The organism is Nonomuraea sp. NPDC003754, assembly GCF_053605785.1.
The window spans coordinates 60,454-76,799 of sequence record NZ_JBSGJX010000014.1; the positions used below are offsets into that span (position 1 = coordinate 60,454).

Genomic DNA, 16,346 nt, shown 5'->3' on the forward strand with positions numbered 1-16,346 from the left:
GGAGCAAGCCAGGCCGCTTTCCCGGCGGTCGCCGCCAGGAAGGTGAGGTCGCGCCACGACGGTCGCCGCCAGGAAAGTGAGGTCGCGCGCCACGACGGTCGCCGCCAGGAAAGTGAGGTCGCCGTGCCCGGCGGTCGCCGCCAGGGGACGCGAGGCCCGCTCGGGCATTCTTCGTGGGATGGCGGGCGGGCGGATCCGGGCCCGGGGGGGGTGGTTTTCCGGACTCCCGGGACAGGCGTGCGGATCAGCGGGGCGGCAGCTCGCTACCCCTGACGTGGGCGCAGAGCCACTCGACCAGCGGTGCGTAGTCGCGCCACGTCGTGCGGACCCGGTCGGCGGCCTGGACGGTGTGCACCCACGGCTCGGGCTCGAAATGCCGCCCGAAGTAGAGCGAGCGATGCCGTAGCAGCTCGAGGCGCGGATGGTCCTCGGGCACCCCGCGCGGCCTGGTCTTGAGCCGGTCGCCCTCGGCGGCGTAGCCGGCCTTCGCCAGCGTGTCGGCGATGCGCTGCAACGGCTTGCCCGAGATGTCCGCGTCGACGGCGGCCCGGTAGCGGGCCACCTGGTCGGAGGCGGTCGAGTAGAAGCCGCCCGCCGTGTAGAGGCCGGAGGCGTCCAGCTGGACGTAGAGGCCGATGCCGGGCATGGCGTCGACGAAGGCGCCCTGGTGCGTCTTGTAGGGCGACTTGTCCTTGGCGAAGCGGACGTCGCGATACGGCCGGAACAGCTGGGCGGGGCCGAACTCGGCGGCCAGGTCCTCGACCAGGGCCAGCATGGGCGCCCTGACCGCCTCCTCGTAGAGCTGCTTGTGCCGCGTGAAATAGGCCTTGCTGTTGTCGGCCTCAAGGCCCTCGTAGAAGACGAAGGCCTCGTCGGGGAAGCCGGTGAATCCCATCCTCACAGGGTGCCATGCGGTACCGACAGCCACCGCACCGCCACCCGAACCGACGTCCCTGCGATCCCCAGCCTGCCCGTCCCATGCGACCGGCGCCCGGGCCGGACGCATCTCCTGGGGTGTGAAGCCATCGATCTGGGAGACCCATGAGCCTTGACGAGGAGTACACCGCCTACATGAGTGGCCGGCTGTCCTGGTTGCGGAAGATCGACGGCCCTGCAGCGGATCGCCCTGTGACGAGTCTTGATCTCTCACACCGCTGAGGGCCTGGCCGGCTTCTCGGCGGACCGCTGTTCAACGTCGTCGGTCGCTGGAACGGCTCGGCAAGACGGCCTGTACGTCGACCTGGAGCCCTGGAGCTGTTTGACCTTGACGCTGCGTCAACTTCTAGCATCGGGGCCATGTCGATCACTGTTCTTGACACCTACTCCGCCATGCGGCGGATCCTGCTGGCCCCGGTCGCGGACCGCGTTGACCTGCTGCGTTCGATGCTGGAGCCCACCAGGGGCATGTACCGCTACCACCCCGACGAGGTCGACCTGGTGGCCATGCACCTCGAAGCGTCCGGGTTCCCCATCGACCGTGACGAGGAGCGTTGCCTCGACGCGCTCGAAACCCTGGCGGCGGCCGGAGCCTGGGAGCGGATGCGACGCGCCCTCGACGACGCTCTCGCCGTACTGCTGGAGGCGACGCCGGGGCTGGGGGCCCCGGACATCACCGTGCTGTTCGTGCTCGGCGACCCGGGTGACGAGCACTTCATGGGGCCCTGCCAAGGAGTGACCGGGTTCGGCGGCATCTCGGGCCACATCGTGATCACGCTCTGGCCCTTCCCCGAGAACGTGGAACGGCTGGAGGCCACCGCCGTGCACGAACTCCACCACAACCTGCGGTTCGGCCCGGGCGGCGTTGTGTGGGACCCGATGACCGTCACAGTCGGCGATCACATCGTCTCCGAGGGCCTGGCCGACGCGTTCGCCCGACAGCTCTACGGCGACGAGCTCGGCCCCACCCGCATCGGCGTGCCGCACCTGCACGACGACGAGATCTTCGGCAAGGTGCTCACCGGGCTCGACGTGACAGGCATGCAGAACTTCACTGCCTGGGTGCACGGCGACCCCAGCGCCGAACGCTTCGGCCTCACCCCGGTCGGACTGCCGATGGGCGCCGGGTACGCCGCGGGCAACCGGCTGGTCGACACCTACCTGGCGGCGACCGGGCAGACGGCGGCGCAGGCCCTGCACGCCGACAGCTCGGAGATCATCGCCACCACGCTCCGCCGCGGGTAACACTGGGACGATGGAGTGGACGATCCAGGAACTCGCGACGAGGGCCGGCATCACCAGCCGCACCCTGCGTCACTACGACCGCTTCGGGCTCTTGGCTCCGTCCCGGGTCGGCGCGAACGGGTACCGCTACTACAACCCCGCCGCGGTCGCCCGGCTACAGCGGATCCTGCTCATGCGCCGGCTCGGCATGGGCTTGCCGGCCATCGCCAAGGTCCTGGCCGACGAGGTGGACACGTGCGACGGGCTCCGCGCCCACATCGCCGCGCTGGAAGAGGAACGGGATCGTATCGAACGGCAGATCCGGTCTGTGCGTCACACGCTCGAGGCCCTGCAGTCGGGGGCGGAACCGCGGATGGACGTCATGTTGGCGGGGTTCAACGACCGCTACAAGGACGAGGTGATCTCGCGCTGGGGCGAGCGCGCATTCCAGGTGAGCAACGACTGGTGGCACGGCAAGACCCTTGACCAGCAGCGGGCCTGGAAGCATGCCGCCGAGGACCTCGTCGCCGCATGGGTCGCCGCAGTGAAGGCCGGGGTTTCTCCGACATCGGAACACGCTCAGTCCCTGGCTGCCCGGCACGTCGAGTGGCTGAGCCAGATCCCGGGTACCCCCACGGCCGAGGGCGACCGGGAGCGCTCGATCGACATGGTGAAGGGCCTGGGGGACATGTACGTCGACGACCCCCGCTTCGCCGGCATGTACGACGACGCCGCCGGGGCGACATTCGTCCGCGACGCCCTGCATGCGTACGCGCGGACCCGGATGTAGCTCGTCACGGACGGGCAGTGCAGGGCCGTACCCAGGGGTGTGCGGCTCGGCGGGGGTCAGCGTCGGCGGCGCCTGGCCGTGCCGAAGACCGAGCGGCTGATCTCCCGCCCCAGCGCGCTGGCCGCCGACCGCGCGAAGGACTTGAAGACCGCCGACCCGAGCACCGCCTCCAGCACCGAGGGCTGCTCCTGCGGCACCCGCGGAGCGCGCGGACCGGGAGCGGGGACGGGAGCGGGCGCAGGCGCGGGCGCGGGCGGGGGCGAGGCAGGCGGCGGCGGCGGGGCCATCCTGGCGGCCAGCAGCTCGTAGGCCGACTGCCTGTCGATCGGCCGGCCGTACCTGGGCAGCAGCGGCGAGGCCGCCACGATCCCCCCTACCAGGCCCGGGTCCGAGGGCGCCATCAGCGAGCGCGGCGCGAGCAGCCTGGTCCAGGCGACGGGTGTGGGCACGCCCGTGTCCGACAGCACGGTCACGACCGCCTCGCCGATGCCGAGCCGCGTGAGCAGCTCCTCCAGGTCGTAGTCGGAGTGCGGGAAGGTGGAGACCGTGGCCTTGAGCGCCTTGGCGTCCTGCGGGGTGAAGGCGCGCAGCGCGTGCTGGACCCTCGCCCCGAGCTGGGCCAGCACGTCGGCGGGCACGTCCTTGGGCGTCTGCGTGACGAAGAAGACGCCGATCCCCTTCGACCTGATCAGCCGCACCGTCTGGGTGATCGAGCGCAGGAACGCCTTGGAGGCGTCGGTGAACAGCAGGTGCGCCTCGTCGAAGAAGAACACGAGCTTGGGCCGGTCGGGATCGCCGACCTCGGGCAGGTCGGCGAACAGGTCGGCCAGCAGCCACATGAGGAAGGTGGAGAACAGGGCGGGCCGGTCCTGTACGGCCGGCAGCTCCAGGATCGACACCACGCCCCTGCCGTCCGGGGTGACCCGCATGAGGTCGCGGGTGTCGAACTCGGGCTCGCCGAAGAAGCGGTCGGCGCCCTCGGCCGACAGGTTGGTCAGCGCCCGCAGGATCACTCCCGCCGTCTGCTTCGACAACCCGCCGACGCCCTTCAGCACCTCCGGGTTGTCGACGAGGTACTGGATGACCGCCCGCAGGTCCTTCATGTCCAGCAGCGGCAGGCCGTGGGTGTCGGCGAAATGGAAGATCAGCCCGAGCGACGACTCCTGGGTGTCGTTGAGTTCGAGCACCTTGGCCAGCAGCGTGGGGCCGAAGGCGGTCATGGTGGCGCGCAGCGGCACCCCTTCGCCGAGCCCGCCGAGCGCGTAGAACTCCACCGGGCACGCGGCGCCCGACCAGTCCTGCCCGATCTCCCGTACCCGCCTCAGCAGGCCGTCCGAGGGCTGTCCCTGCGACGCCATGCCGGACAGGTCGCCCTTGATGTCGGCGAGGAAGACCGGCACGCCCTGGGCCGACAGCTGCTCGGCCATCAGCTGCAGCGTCTTGGTCTTGCCGGTGCCGGTCGCGCCCGCGACCAGCCCGTGCCGGTTGAACATCCGCAGCGGCATGCGGATCGGCGCCTGCGCCTGCGGCTCGCCGTCGGCGACGAGGACGCCGAGCTGGACGGTGGGGCCTTCGAAGTCGTAGCCGTGTGTCATAGTTCGGTGTACTTCCTGCCGGCCGCGGGCGTCGTGCCGTACAGCTCGGAGATGGTGACGAACCGGTAGCCCTTGTCGGCGAGGCTCTCGACCACGTCGGGCACGGCCTCGACCGTGGTGCGGTGGATGTCGTGCATCAGCACGATCGACCCGCCCGTGGCCTTGGCGGCGCGCCGGGCCACGACGGAGGGGACGCGGTCACGCCAGTCGAGGGTGTCGACGCTCCACAGGATCTGGGCCAGCCCCAGCCTGCGGGTCTCGGCCGCGACCCTGGCGTCCGTCGACCCGTACGGCGGGCGCATCACGGTCATCCGCACCCCGGCGACCTGCTCGACCACGTCCTGGGTACGGCCGAGCTCGCGCGCGATGCCCTCGTCGGACAGGCTGGGCAGTTCGGCGTGGCTCCACGAGTGGTTGCCGATCTCGTGCCCGGCGGCGACCATGCGGGGCAGCGTGTGGTCGCGGTCGGCGGCCACCATCTGTCCCACGACGAAGAACGTCGCCTTCACCTCGAGGTCGTCGAGCTCGTCGAGCAGCCAGGGGGTGTACCTGCCCGGGCCGTCGTCGAAGGTCAGCGCCACGCACTTGACCTCCCTGCAGTCGACCGTGAGGTCGGGATGCGGCCAGCCGGGCTGGACCGCCGTCAGGGACTTGGCCAGGGCGCCGGGGTCGACACGGGCGGGAGCCCGCGCGCTGAGCCGTACGACGCCGCCGCCCTTGACCGCCGCAGGTGTGCCACATCCCGCCACCAGCATCATGGCCAGCAGCCCTGACCACACCCGCATGCTTCCCCCCGAAAGCGCGCTCGGGGGACCACGTCACGGATAGTCCTGGACCGAGCCCCCCCGTAGCCCCTTGGCCAGGTCATGCCACCAGACTGGGATATCAGCCTGGAGCTCGGTATGGCGACGCGCCACTCTGATAGCACATCCAACCGGATCCGTACCCAAATGCCGACGTTTCACCGAACCCTCTTGCCATCGGTAGAACCCGTCGCGGTACCGCACGACAAGTCCTATCCACACCGAGAGAGTGGCGTCGTCGCCCACCTCGTAGGCGCTGGTCACACCCAGGCCTGTCAGCTCCGCGTGAAGCTTCTCGATCGCCGCACGGGACTCAGTCAACGCGCAACCCCCTGTCGAGGACGTGTCGCACATGGGGGATGTACCCAGCTTGGGGGCGATCGAGTGCCCGCAAGGGACAACACATACCGTAATCATGGAACCACGGAGTGTTCCTGGGAAGCCGTTCGACGCTATTGGTATCGATCTACGCGGGGGGCCGTCCAACGCCGGAGCCCGCGCCCCTCGGGGACACGGGCTCGGGACAGGCCGCCGGTCGGGCGGCCACAGGCGGGCGGGCGGCGACGGCGTGATGCCGGTCGGGCGCCAGGGGCGGGCGGTCCGGCGTGGTGCCGGTGCGCCCGCGCGGGAAGCTCTAGGCGGCCACGCGCTGTGCGGGCAGACGGAGGGCGCCCTCCTCGCGGGCGTACTCCTCCAGCATGCCGCGCAGCTGCCGGCGGCCGCGGTGCAGCCTGGACATCACGGTGCCGATGGGGGTGCCCATCCGCTCGGCGATCTCCTTGTAGGCGAAGCCTTCGACATCGGCCAGGTAGACGGCGACGCGGAAGTCCTCGGGCAGGGCGCGCAGCGCGTTCATCACCGCGCTGTCAGGCAGCTGCTCGAGCGCCTCGGTCTCGGCGGACTTCAGGCCGCTGGACATGTGCGACTCGGCCGCGTGCAGCTGCCAGTCCTCGATCTCCTCGGCGGCCGAGAGCTTCGGGGAGCGCTGCTTCTTGCGGTAGTCGTTAATGAAGTTGTTGGTCAGGATCCGGTGGAGCCAGGCCTTGAGGTTGGTGCCCTCACGGAACTGGTGGTACGACGTGTAGGCCTTGGCCACCGTCTCCTGAACCAGGTCCTCCGCGTCGGCGGTGTTACGGGTCAGACGCATCGCGGAGGCGAACAGCTGCGAGGTCACGGGCACGACGTCGCGCTCGAACCAGTCCTGGCGCTGCTCTTCGGTCATAGTGATCATGTACATTCCCCCTCCATGCTCTCCCCCCGGTGCCTGTCAGTCGCCCAGGCGTAACCATCCTCGCGAACCACACGTAAGGGTGGTGTTAGGAGTTCTACCTGGTCAGGGGGCCTATCGGTCCGTATGCTCGCGGCGTGCACCATCACGTCCACGGCCGGACAAGTCTCATTATCGTAACACTCTTTACTCAATTGCGCCCTAACTGTGGGCAGAGTCACATGAGATAGCGTATGGACCATGGAATACGTGGACCGTCACGACAGTCGGGTCCGGCGCTGGGTCGCCGAGGCCATCCGGAAGGTGGAGGCCGACACCAACCGCAGCTCTGACACTCACCTCCATGTGTTTCCGCTTCCCCCGCACTGGGGGGTAAACCTCTACCTGAAAGACGAGTCGGTACACCCCACCGGTTCACTCAAGCACCGCCTGGGCCGCTCGCTCTTCCTGTACGGCCTGGCCAACGGCTGGATCGGCCCCCTGACCACGATCGTCGAGGCGTCCAGCGGCTCCACCGCGGTCAGCGAGGCGTACTTCGCCAGGCTGCTCGGCCTGCCGTTCGTGGCGGTGATGCCCGCGACCACCTCGCCGGAGAAGATCTCCCTCATCGAGTTCTACGGCGGCAAGTGCCACCTGGTCGACGACCCCTCCGCGATCTACGCCGAGTCGCACCGGATCGCCGCCGAGACCGGCGGCCACTTCATGGACCAGTTCACCTATGCCGAGCGGGCCACCGACTGGCGCGGCAACAACAACATCGCCGAGTCGATCTACGCGCAGATGTCCATGGAGCCCTACCCCGAGCCTGAGTGGATCGTGGTGGGGGCCGGCACCGGCGGCACCTCCGCCACGATCGGGCGCTACATCCGCTACCGCCGCTACAGCACGCGGCTGGCGGTCGTCGACCCGGAGGGCTCGGCGTTCTACCCGTCGTGGGTGTCGGGCGCGGAGGAGGGCGCGCCGGGGTCGCGGATCGAGGGCATCGGGCGGCCGCGCGTGGAGCCGTCGTTCCTGCCCGGCGTGATCGACCGGATGATCAGGGTGCCCGACGCGGCCTCGATCGCCGCCATGCGGTGGGTGTGCCAGGTCACCGGGCGCGACGTGGGCGGCTCGACCGGCACCAACGTGGCGGCGGCCGTGCGGCTCATCACCGAGATGCGGGCCCAGGGCGAGCACGGCAGCCTGGTGACGCTGATCTGCGACAGCGGCGACCGCTACCGCGGCACCTACGGCGACGACGCGTGGCTGGCCGCCCAGGGCATCGACATCCAGCCGGACCTGGCCGCCTTCCGGGCGTTCCTGTCCTCCTGACGGGGGTCCCCGGAAAAACCTGACAGGGTCCCCGGAAGAGCGCGACCTGACCGGGTCCCCGGAAACCTGACGGGCCCCGGAAGAGCGCGACGGCCCCGCGCCGGAGGTGGCACGGGGCCGCGTGCGGGAGCGGAGGGTCAGGCGGACCGCGCCGGGTCCACGCCGAAGATCTTCGCGATGTCGTCCAGCATGGAGTGGGCGCCCTGGATGCCGACCGCGCTCATCCACGTGGTGTCGGCCACGTCGTGCTTCTTCCCCTTGAGCTTGCCCCACAGGGGGTTGTTCACGAACTGCTGCTTCGGCGCCTCGGCCGACGGGTCGGCGTAGGTGGAGACGAAGATGTGGTCGGCGTCGAACTCGGCGATGCGCTCCTGGCTGATGTCGACGGCGATCGCCTTGGGGTCCTTCGGCTGGTCGGCGGGACGGGTGAAGCCCACGTCCTTCAGCACGATCCCGGAGTAGGAGTTCTCGACGTACAGGCGGGTGGTCGGCTCGCCGGCGAAGCGGACGACGGAGACGGTCGGCAGCGCGCCGTCCTTCTTCTTGATCTCGTCGCCGATGGTGGCCGCGCGCTCCTCGAAGGCCTTGATCCTGGTGTCGGCGAGATCCTCCTTGCCGAGCGCCTGGCCCATGAGGCGGATGTTCTCCTTCCAGATGGCGCCGGTGGTCTCGCTGAACACGGTCGGCGCGATCTGCGACAGCTTGCTGTAGAGGGCCTCGTGCCTGACCTTGGCCGAGACGATCAGGTCGGGCTTGAGCGCCATGATCTTCTCGAGGCTCGGCTGCTCCAGCGTGCCGACGGGGGTGGCCTCCTTGCCGTACTGCTGGGCCACCTCGCCGAGGTAGTCGGGCAGCTTGTCGTCGATGGAGCGGTAGGTGGTGTAGCCGACGACCGGGGTCTCCAGCGTGAGCACCGCGTCGACGAAGCTCTGGTCCAGCGCGACGACGCGCTTGGGCTGGGCGGGGATCTTCGTCTCGCCCATGGCGTGCTTGATCACGCGGAAGGGAGCGGCCCCTGCCGACTGCGTGCCCGCGGGCTGGTCCGCCGGGGTGGTGGTCGAGCCGCAGGCGGCCATGCCCAGGCTCAGTACGGCTCCCGCCACGCCCATGGCCACAGCGCGCAACGCGTTCATCGAATCTCTCCAGGTTTAGGTTAGGCAAACCTCATTTAGATTAGCTATGCCTAAGCTGGCATACTTCACCGGGGCCGGCAACAAGGAAGGAAAGCCACGTGGGACGACGCAGTGCGGTGTTCTGCGGGCTTCTCGCCGTCGTCGCGGTCGCCGCCGTGATGAGCATCACGATCGGGTCCAAGCCGGTCCCGCCCGCCGACGCGTGGCACGCGCTGGTGTCCCCCACCGGCACCGAGAACGACATCGTGATCCGCTCGCTGCGCGTGCCGCGTACCGCGCTCGGCATCCTCGCCGGGATCGCGCTGGGCGTGGCGGGCGCGCTGATGCAGGGCCACACCCGCAACCCGCTGGCCGACCCCGGCCTGCTCGGCGTCACCCAGGGCGCGGCGTTCGCGATGGTGGCGAGCATCGTCTTCCTGGGCGCGACGAGCCTGTACGCCTACATCTGGTTCGGCCTGGCCGGGGCGCTGCTCGCCAGCGCGGGCGTGTTCGCGCTCGGCATGGTGGGCGGGCGCGGCGGCCCCACCCCGGTCACGCTCGCTCTCGCGGGCACCGCCGTCAGCGCCTTCCTCTACGCGCTCACCTCGGCGCTGGTCCTGGTGGACGAGCAGGCCATGGACGTCTTCCGGTTCTGGCAGTCCGGTTCGATCGCCGCCAGAGGGGCGGATGTCGTCTGGCAGGTCGTGCCGTTCATCCTCGTCGGCCTCGTGCTCGCGATGATCAACGCGCCGGGGCTCAACGCCCTCTCCCTCGGGGAGGACGTCGCCCGCAGCCTCGGCCAGAACATCGCCCTCACCAGGGGCGTCGGCATCGCCGCCGTCACCCTGCTGTCGGGCGCCACGGTCGCGGCCTGCGGCTCGCTGTCCTTCATCGGGCTCATCGTCCCCCATCTGGCCCGCCCGCTGTCGGGCACCGACCACCGGTGGCTGCTGCCGTTCTCCGGCCTGGTGGGGGCCGCGCTGCTGCTGGTGGCCGACGTGATCGGCCGGGTGGTCGCCCCGCCGGGCGAGCTGGAGGTGGGCGTGGTGCTCGCGCTGATGGGCGCGCCCTTCTTCGTCGCGCTGGTCCGGCGCAGGAAGCCGGTGCGGCTGTGACGTCTCTCGCGTTGAGGATCGGCGGCCTGTCCTGGCGGGTACGGCTGCGCGGCGCCGCCGTCAGCGTCGTCGGGCTGGCCCTGGTCCTGCTGGTCATGGCGCTGAACATGCGCATCGGCGACATCCCGATGACGCTGGCCGAGGTCGCCAGGGCGGTGGTCGACACCGGCAGCGCCAACCACTTCGTCGTCATGGACCTGCGCCTGCCCCGCGCGCTGACCGGCGCGCTCGTCGGCGCGGCGCTCGCCCTCGCCGGCGCGATCACACAGTCCATCGCCCGCAACCCGCTGGCCAGCCCCGAGATCCTGGGCGTCACCACCGGCGCCTCCGTCACCGTGGTGGCGGGCGTCGTGCTGTCGGGCAGCGCCTACGGCGGCGTCAGCGGCCTGCTGGCCAGCATCGGCATCCCGGCGCTCGCCCTGCTGGGCGGCCTGCTGGGCGCCACGGTCGTCTACGCCCTGGCGTGGCGGCGCGGCCTCGACGGCTACCGCCTGGTCCTGGTCGGCATCGGTGTGGCCGCGGTGTTCACGAACGTGAAGTTCTGGCTGCTGACGGTCGGCGACGTCAACGACACCGGCAGGGCCATGGTCTGGATCGCCGGCTCGCTCAACGGCCGCGGGTGGGAGCACGTCCATCCCGTCGCGATCGCGGTGGCGGTGCTGGTCCCGCTGACCCTGCTCGGCACCCGCTCTCTCGACGCGCTGCGCTACGGCGACGACACGATCACCTCGCTCGGCGTGCGGATGAACCTGGCACGCGGCCTGATGCTCCTGGCCGCCGTGCTGCTGGCCGCCGTCTCCACCGCCTCGGCCGGCCCCATCGCCTTCGTCGCGCTGGCGGCGCCGCAGATCGCCCTGCGCCTGGCCAGGTCGGCGCAGCCGCCGCTGGTGTCCTCGGCGGTCGTGGGCGCGCTGCTCACCGCAGCCGCCGACCTGATCGCCCGTGTCGCCTTCTCCCCCATCGAGCTGCCCGTCGGCGTCGTGACCGCGGTGCTGGGCGCGCCGTACCTGATCCACCTCATCTGGAGGGCACGCACATGAGGCTCCAGGCCGTGAACGTGAGGCTCGGCTACGGCGAGCGCGTCATCGTGGACGGGCTCGACCTCGGCGTCGAGACCGGCACCGTGACCACGATCATCGGGCCGAACGGCTGCGGCAAGTCCACCCTGCTGCGCGCCCTCGGCCGCCTGCTGAAGCCCTCGGGCGGTGAGGTGCTGCTCGACGGCAAGCGCATCGACCGGATGCCCACCCGCGAGGTCGCCAAGGTCCTCGGCATGCTGCCCCAGTCCCCCACCGCTCCGGAGGGCCTGACGGTCTCCGACCTGGTGGCCAGGGGCAGGCACCCACACCAGACGTGGTACCGCCAGTGGTCGTCCGACGACGAGTCGTCGGTCGCCAGGGCGCTGGCGATGACGGGCCTGGCCGACCTGGCCGAGCGCCCGCTGGACGAGCTGTCGGGCGGCCAGCGGCAGCGCGCGTGGATCTCCATGGCCCTGGCCCAGGGCACCGACCTGCTGCTGCTCGACGAGCCGACCACCTTCCTCGACCTGGCGCACCAGGTGGAGGTGCTGGAGATGGTACGGCACCTGCACACCGAGGCCGGCCGGACCATCGTCATGGTGCTGCACGACCTCAACCTGGCCGCCCGCTACACCGACCGCCTGGTCGCCATGCGCGCCGGACGGGTCGTCGCCGCCGGCACGCCGCACGAGGTGCTGACGGAGGACCTCCTGCGCGAGGTGTTCGAGCTGGACGCGATGGTGATCGACGACCCGGTCGCCGGCACCCCGCTCGTCGTCCCCATCGGCACCAGGGTGCCGGTCAGGGAGCGGCTGGCTCCAGAACCACGTTTCTGAGCGGCGACCTCGCCGCCGCCAGGGCGATCAAGAGGCTGACCGCTCCCGCGAACGCCATGAGCGCGTACGCGTTGTTCGCGGCCGACTCGAAGACCCCCGCGGTCAGCGCGGCCAGCGGGATGGCCAGGAAGGCGATCATGCGGGCGGTGCCCAGCACCCGGCCCAGCAGGTGGTCGGGGATGAGGCGCTGCCGTACGGTCATGACGGCCACGATGCCCACGCCCGCCGCGGCGAACTGCCCCATCCACGCCAGCCCGATCAGCAGCGGCCCGCGGGCCGGGATCAGCGCCAGGATGGACACGCCCTCCAGCAGCATGCCGGCGCTGATCAGGGTGACGGGCCTGACCCTGGGCAGCAGGCGGCCACCGAGCAGGGCGCCGAGCACCGCGCCGGCGCCCTGGAAGGCGTAGACCACGCCGATCTGCCCGGGGCTGAAGTGGTGGTAGGCGGTCAGGTAGAACACCATGTCGGCCAGCAGCAGCCAGACCCCGAAGTTGCCCGCGAAAGCGAACACCGCCAGCGTCAGCACCGTCCGGTCCGCCCCGAACAGGTACCCGAACCCCTCCCTGAGGTCGGCGAGCACCGACCGGTAGGCCCTCGTCACGGCCGGAGCGGTCCTGATGAGCGCGATCAGCGCCGCCGACAGCAGGAAGGTGGCCGCGTCCACGTAGATCGCCACCTGGTGGCCGAAGGCGACGACCAGCGCGCCGCCCAGCATCGGGCCGAGCAGGTTGACCGCGTGCTCGCCGATGTGGATGCGCGCGTTGGCCGGCGCCAGCCGTTCGACGGGCACGAGCGACGGCACGAGCGCCCGGAAGGCGGGCTGGTAGAGGGGATCGACGCAGGCCAGCAGGAACGCCATCGCGTAGATCAGCCAGAGCGGCGGCGCGCCGAGCGTCACCACCACGGCCAGGGCGAGGGCCAGGGCACCCGCGGCGAGGTCGCCCGCCACGAGGATCACCTTGCGGCTGTGCCGGTCGGCCAGCACGCCGCCGAACATCGCCAGGGCGAGGTAGGGCAGGTACTCCAGCACGTAGACCAGACCGGTGCCGAGCGCGGAGCCCGTCAGCTCCAGCACCAGCAGCGGCAGCGCCAGCCGGTAGATCCACGTCCCGAGCGAGGAGACCAGGAACCCGGACAGCAGAAGCCAGAACCCCGCGCCCATCGCTCTCACTCCCCCGACAGCGCCGCTCTGATGTCCTGGTCGTCGGGGGCCAGCTCGGCGGCCCTGCGCAGGTCCGCCGTGGCCTGCTCGGTACGGCCCGCGGCCCGCATCGCCATCGCCCGGTTGAACAGCAGCTCGGGGTTCTCCTTCAACGCCACGGCCCGGTCGAGGTCGGCCGCCGCCTCGCCGTACCGGCCGAGGTCGAACTCCAGCGCCCCCCTGCTCGCCCACGCCTCGACCAGGCCGGGGTCGGCTTTCAGCGCCGCGTCGAAGGCCGCCCGCGCCTCGGCCGGTCTGCCCTCGGCCGCCTCGATCTGGCCCAGCACGCACAGCAGGTGCGCGTTGCCGGGATCGAGGCCGAGCCCTCGCTCGACGTCGCTCCTGGCCGGGCCGTACCGCCCGGTCGCCGCCCTGAGCCCGGCCCGGTTGACGTAGGCGGGGGCGAAGTCGGGATCGAGCTCCAGCGCGCGGTCGAGGTCGTGGAGCGCGCCGTCCAGGTCGCCGGCGGCGTAGCGCAGCTCCGCCCGGTTGTAGTAGGGCTCCGGCCACGGCGGGCTGAGCCGCATGGCGCTCTCGAAGTCGGCCAGCGCCTGCTCCGTCCGGCCGAGCCTGCGCAGCAGGTCTCCCCTGTCGAGGTAGTAGTCGGGATAGCCGGGGTCGATCTCGATGGCGCGGGTGTAGTCGGCCAGCGCCTGCTCCGGCTCGCCCGACATCGCCCTGAGCTGGGCCCTGTTGGCGTACAGCACGAGCCGGTGGATCGGGTGCACGTCGGCCAGATCCCGCTCGGCCAGGTCGATGGCCGCCTGGACCAGGCGCGCCGACTCGCCGAACCGTTTCCTGCGCACCTCGATCAGCGCCTTGGCGTTGAGGTCGAAGCCCAGGTGGAAGGCGCGCTCGCGCGGGTCGGCCAGCAGCGAGGTGATCGTGATGGCCTCGTTGATCCACGCCACGGCCGCCTCGGGATCGCGCGCGGCCTGGTCGTGGTGGCGCACCAGCAGGGTGGCCAGCGAGCAGGCCACCGACGCCCGGTGCCTGGGGTCGACGGTGTGCCGCCTGGCCTGCTCGTACAGGTCGGACGCCGCGTCCTCCCTGTCGATCGCCTCCAGGGCCCCGGCCGTCCGGTGGATGAGCGTCATCCACCGCTCGGGGTCGTCGTCGTGGCGCAGATCCTCCAGCGCGGCCAGCCCCGCCTCGGCCATCGCGTGGTGGAACCCCTCGTCGCGGTAGCGGTCGAAGTCGGGCGGGACGGGGCCGCCCGGTCGTGAGGCGCCGGCGACGACGGTCAGCTCCGGCACCCGCCTGCGAAGGACCTCGACCAGTTCGGTGTCGGTCTGGTCGGCCGCTTCGAGGTTGTCGACGGTCACGGTGCGGCGCTCGCCGTCGAGGCAGGCCCGGACGAACTGGGCCAGCCCGTTGGCGATCCGCAACGTCCGGCGGGCGCCGGGGATGAGGATGCGCTCCGCCTGCGGGAGCGCCTCGGCCAGCGAGGACCTGCTCCTCGGGATCTTCAGGTGCGGCGCGGCGGCGGCGATCTCGATGTCGTGCGCGGCCACCAGGTCGGGCCGTCGCTCGAGGGCTTCGGGGACGAACAGGTCGAGGAGGGCGGCGGCGAGCGTGTAGGGCCCGTGGATGCGCCGGTCGGCGTCGATGACGGTCACGTGTACGCGATCCCCTTGAGGGTTTCCTGGGCGGTTTCGTGGTCCGGACAGCAGCGTGGCCGGCGTCCCGTCAGGGGGACGCCGGCCACCCGCCGATCAGCCCTTGTGCCGCGGAGCGGCGGAGCCTGCCGGCTTGACGGAGCCGCTCTTGTACACGACAACCTTCTTCATGTCCACCTTCTTCGTCGGACCCCACGAAGAGACCGCGGACGTTCGCGCAGCCGTCCGCGATCTCGTATTGACCGACTCATGTGAACACGGCTGATCATCGAGATCAAGAGAATGTCCGATAAGGGACATTTCCTCGCTTAAACGGACATGCCCCGTGCCAGGGCACGGGGCAGCCGAAAACATGTTTGAACGTCAGTCGCCCAGGATCGCGTCGACGAACACCTCGGGGTCGAACGGCGCCAGGTCGTCCGGGCCCTCGCCCAGGCCCACCAGCTTCACCGGCACGCCCAGCTCGCGCTGCACCGCGATGATGATGCCGCCCTTGGCCGTGCCGTCGAGCTTGGTCAGCGCGATGCCGGTGATGTTGACCACCTCGGCGAAGACCTGCGCCTGCCGCATGCCGTTCTGGCCCGTGGTGGCGTCGAGGACCAGCAGCACCTCGTCGACCGTGGCCTTCTTCTCGATGACCCGCTTGACCTTGCCGAGCTCGTCCATCAGGCCCGTCTTGGTGTGCAGGCGGCCCGCGGTGTCGACGATGACCACGTCCGCCTTGTCGTCGATGCCCTTGGAGACCGCGTCGAAGGCCACCGAGGCCGGGTCGCCGCCCTCGGGGCCGCGCACCACCTCGGCGCCGACCCGCTCGCCCCAGGTCTGCAGCTGGTCGGCCGCCGCGGCGCGGAAGGTGTCGGCCGCGCCGAGCACGACCTTCTTGCCGTCACCGACCAGGACGCGGGCCAGCTTGCCCGTCGTGGTGGTCTTGCCGGTGCCGTTGACGCCGACGACCAGCGCGACCGCCGGGCGCTCACCGTGCTTGCCCACCCGGAGGGTCCGGTCGAGCTCGGGGTCGATCTGCTTGAGCAGCTCCTCGCGCAGCAGCCCGCGCACCTCCTCCGGGGTGCGGGTGCCCAGGACCTTGACCTTGGTGCGCAGCTCCTCCACCATCACCTGGGTCGGCGCGATGCCGACGTCGGCGGTGATGAGGCTCTCCTCGATCTCGTCCCATACCTCGTCGTCGAGCCTGTCGCGGGAGAGCAGCTCCAGCAGGCTCTTGCCCAGGACGCTCTGCGAACGGGCGAGGCGTGAGCGCAGCCGTACCATCCGGCCCGCGGACGGTGGAGGGATCTCCACCTCGGGCTTCTTGATGAGCGGCTCAGCCGGCTTGACCGGAGGCGGCACCGTGGTCGTGGCGCCTTCCTCCTCGGGCTGCGCCCGCTCGGCCTCCGGCTCGGGGGCAGGCTTGACCTCGGGCGCCTCGACCGGCGGAGGCACGGCCTTACGCCCCGGTCTGTACAGGAAGAACATGCCGCCGACCGCCAGAACGGCGACGGCGATCACGATCACGATGATGCCGAGGTATTCACTCACAGCAACTCAGTTTTCCAG

General features: G+C 70.7%; 14 protein-coding genes. 6 read left to right on the forward strand and 8 right to left on the reverse strand.

The features are described from left to right. Positions 1 to 244: 244 nt before the first annotated feature. Complete coding sequence (locus tag ACWEVS_RS19145; RefSeq protein ID WP_354921982.1) at positions 245 to 895, reverse strand: DUF2461 domain-containing protein; 651 nt, start codon at positions 893 to 895, stop codon at positions 245 to 247. 401 nt (positions 896 to 1,296) lie between these two features. Between ACWEVS_RS19145 and ACWEVS_RS19150 the strand changes: the two genes are divergently transcribed. Together ACWEVS_RS19150 and ACWEVS_RS19155 are read left to right on the forward strand one after the other, a co-directional pair. Further along, the gene (locus tag ACWEVS_RS19150; protein ID WP_452552606.1) at positions 1,297 to 2,181 is read left to right on the forward strand and encodes a DUF2268 domain-containing protein; all 885 of its coding nucleotides are present in this window, start codon (positions 1,297 to 1,299) and stop codon (positions 2,179 to 2,181) included. Between the two features lie 10 nt (positions 2,182 to 2,191). Continuing rightward, positions 2,192 to 2,950, forward strand: coding sequence for a MerR family transcriptional regulator (locus ACWEVS_RS19155; RefSeq protein WP_452412491.1), 759 nt, complete (start codon positions 2,192 to 2,194; stop codon positions 2,948 to 2,950). Between the two features lie 56 nt (positions 2,951 to 3,006). Here ACWEVS_RS19155 and ACWEVS_RS19160 read toward each other — a convergent pair whose 3' ends face one another. The 3 genes from ACWEVS_RS19160 to ACWEVS_RS19170 all read right to left on the reverse strand — a co-directional run bounded on the left by ACWEVS_RS19160 (position 3,007) and on the right by ACWEVS_RS19170 (position 6,579). Further along, positions 3,007 to 4,545, reverse strand: coding sequence for a helicase HerA-like domain-containing protein (locus ACWEVS_RS19160; protein WP_452412489.1), 1,539 nt, complete (start codon positions 4,543 to 4,545; stop codon positions 3,007 to 3,009). Then, positions 4,542 to 5,330: a polysaccharide deacetylase family protein gene (locus ACWEVS_RS19165; protein ID WP_449929333.1), complete on the reverse strand. Its 789-nt coding sequence runs from the start codon at positions 5,328 to 5,330 to the stop codon at positions 4,542 to 4,544. The genes ACWEVS_RS19160 and ACWEVS_RS19165 overlap by 4 nt, the downstream gene beginning before the upstream one ends. 652 nt (positions 5,331 to 5,982) lie before the next feature. Beyond that, on the reverse strand, positions 5,983 to 6,579 hold the full coding sequence (locus ACWEVS_RS19170; RefSeq protein ID WP_354922027.1) for a sigma-70 family RNA polymerase sigma factor: 597 nt from the start codon (positions 6,577 to 6,579) through the stop codon (positions 5,983 to 5,985). Positions 6,580 to 6,816: 237 nt separating this feature from the next. On the opposite strand from ACWEVS_RS19170, the gene ACWEVS_RS19175 reads away from it, so the two are divergent. Continuing rightward, positions 6,817 to 7,887, forward strand: a complete 1,071-nt coding sequence (locus tag ACWEVS_RS19175; RefSeq protein ID WP_452552608.1) for a PLP-dependent cysteine synthase family protein — start codon at positions 6,817 to 6,819, stop codon at positions 7,885 to 7,887. A 137-nt stretch (positions 7,888 to 8,024) separates the two neighbouring features. Here the strand turns inward: ACWEVS_RS19175 and ACWEVS_RS19180 are convergent, their stop codons facing one another. Continuing rightward, positions 8,025 to 9,020 (reverse strand): ABC transporter substrate-binding protein, encoded by a 996-nt coding sequence (locus ACWEVS_RS19180; RefSeq protein ID WP_449929329.1) that lies wholly within the window; start codon positions 9,018 to 9,020, stop codon positions 8,025 to 8,027. A gap of 98 nt (positions 9,021 to 9,118) precedes the next feature. On the opposite strand from ACWEVS_RS19180, the gene ACWEVS_RS19185 reads away from it, so the two are divergent. From ACWEVS_RS19185 to ACWEVS_RS19195, 3 genes are read left to right on the forward strand one after another with little or no spacing between them, the layout of a single operon-like run. Then, positions 9,119 to 10,114 (forward strand): FecCD family ABC transporter permease, encoded by a 996-nt coding sequence (locus ACWEVS_RS19185; protein WP_449929327.1) that lies wholly within the window; start codon positions 9,119 to 9,121, stop codon positions 10,112 to 10,114. Then, positions 10,111 to 11,154: a FecCD family ABC transporter permease gene (locus tag ACWEVS_RS19190; RefSeq protein ID WP_452552609.1), complete on the forward strand. Its 1,044-nt coding sequence runs from the start codon at positions 10,111 to 10,113 to the stop codon at positions 11,152 to 11,154. Before ACWEVS_RS19185 ends, ACWEVS_RS19190 begins: the two co-directional genes overlap by 4 nt. Further along, entirely contained in the window at positions 11,151 to 11,969 is an 819-nt protein-coding gene (locus ACWEVS_RS19195; RefSeq protein WP_452552611.1) for an ABC transporter ATP-binding protein, read from the forward strand. Before ACWEVS_RS19190 ends, ACWEVS_RS19195 begins: the two co-directional genes overlap by 4 nt. On the opposite strand, the gene ACWEVS_RS19200 is transcribed toward ACWEVS_RS19195, so the two are convergent. The 3 genes from ACWEVS_RS19200 to ftsY all read right to left on the reverse strand — a co-directional run bounded on the left by ACWEVS_RS19200 (position 11,935) and on the right by ftsY (position 16,328). Then, positions 11,935 to 13,134, reverse strand: a complete 1,200-nt coding sequence (locus tag ACWEVS_RS19200; RefSeq protein WP_452552613.1) for an MFS transporter — start codon at positions 13,132 to 13,134, stop codon at positions 11,935 to 11,937. The two genes, ACWEVS_RS19195 and ACWEVS_RS19200, sit on opposite strands and share 35 nt — an antisense overlap. Positions 13,135 to 13,139: 5 nt before the next feature. Continuing rightward, positions 13,140 to 14,792: a tetratricopeptide repeat protein gene (locus tag ACWEVS_RS19205; protein ID WP_452552615.1), complete on the reverse strand. Its 1,653-nt coding sequence runs from the start codon at positions 14,790 to 14,792 to the stop codon at positions 13,140 to 13,142. A 363-nt stretch (positions 14,793 to 15,155) separates the two neighbouring features. Further along, complete coding sequence (ftsY, locus tag ACWEVS_RS19210; protein WP_449929318.1) at positions 15,156 to 16,328, reverse strand: signal recognition particle-docking protein FtsY; 1,173 nt, start codon at positions 16,326 to 16,328, stop codon at positions 15,156 to 15,158. Positions 16,329 to 16,346 lie beyond the last annotated feature (18 nt).

Excerpts from the sequence above, each read along its gene's own strand:
- ACWEVS_RS19195 (WP_452552611.1), top strand. The coding sequence starts at position 11,151 with ATGAGGCTCCAGGCCGTGAACGTGAGGCTCGGCTACGGCGAGCGCGTC.
- ACWEVS_RS19165 (WP_449929333.1), bottom strand. The coding sequence starts at position 5,330 with ATGCGGGTGTGGTCAGGGCTGCTGGCCATGATGCTGGTGGCGGGATGT.
- ACWEVS_RS19160 (WP_452412489.1), bottom strand. The coding sequence starts at position 4,545 with ATGACACACGGCTACGACTTCGAAGGCCCCACCGTCCAGCTCGGCGTC.
- ACWEVS_RS19180 (WP_449929329.1), bottom strand. The coding sequence starts at position 9,020 with ATGAACGCGTTGCGCGCTGTGGCCATGGGCGTGGCGGGAGCCGTACTG.
- ACWEVS_RS19175 (WP_452552608.1), top strand. The coding sequence starts at position 6,817 with ATGGAATACGTGGACCGTCACGACAGTCGGGTCCGGCGCTGGGTCGCC.
- ACWEVS_RS19170 (WP_354922027.1), bottom strand. The coding sequence starts at position 6,579 with ATGATCACTATGACCGAAGAGCAGCGCCAGGACTGGTTCGAGCGCGAC.
- ACWEVS_RS19200 (WP_452552613.1), bottom strand. The coding sequence starts at position 13,134 with ATGGGCGCGGGGTTCTGGCTTCTGCTGTCCGGGTTCCTGGTCTCCTCG.
- ACWEVS_RS19145 (WP_354921982.1), bottom strand. The coding sequence starts at position 895 with ATGGGATTCACCGGCTTCCCCGACGAGGCCTTCGTCTTCTACGAGGGC.
- ACWEVS_RS19150 (WP_452552606.1), top strand. The coding sequence starts at position 1,297 with ATGTCGATCACTGTTCTTGACACCTACTCCGCCATGCGGCGGATCCTG.
- ACWEVS_RS19155 (WP_452412491.1), top strand. The coding sequence starts at position 2,192 with ATGGAGTGGACGATCCAGGAACTCGCGACGAGGGCCGGCATCACCAGC.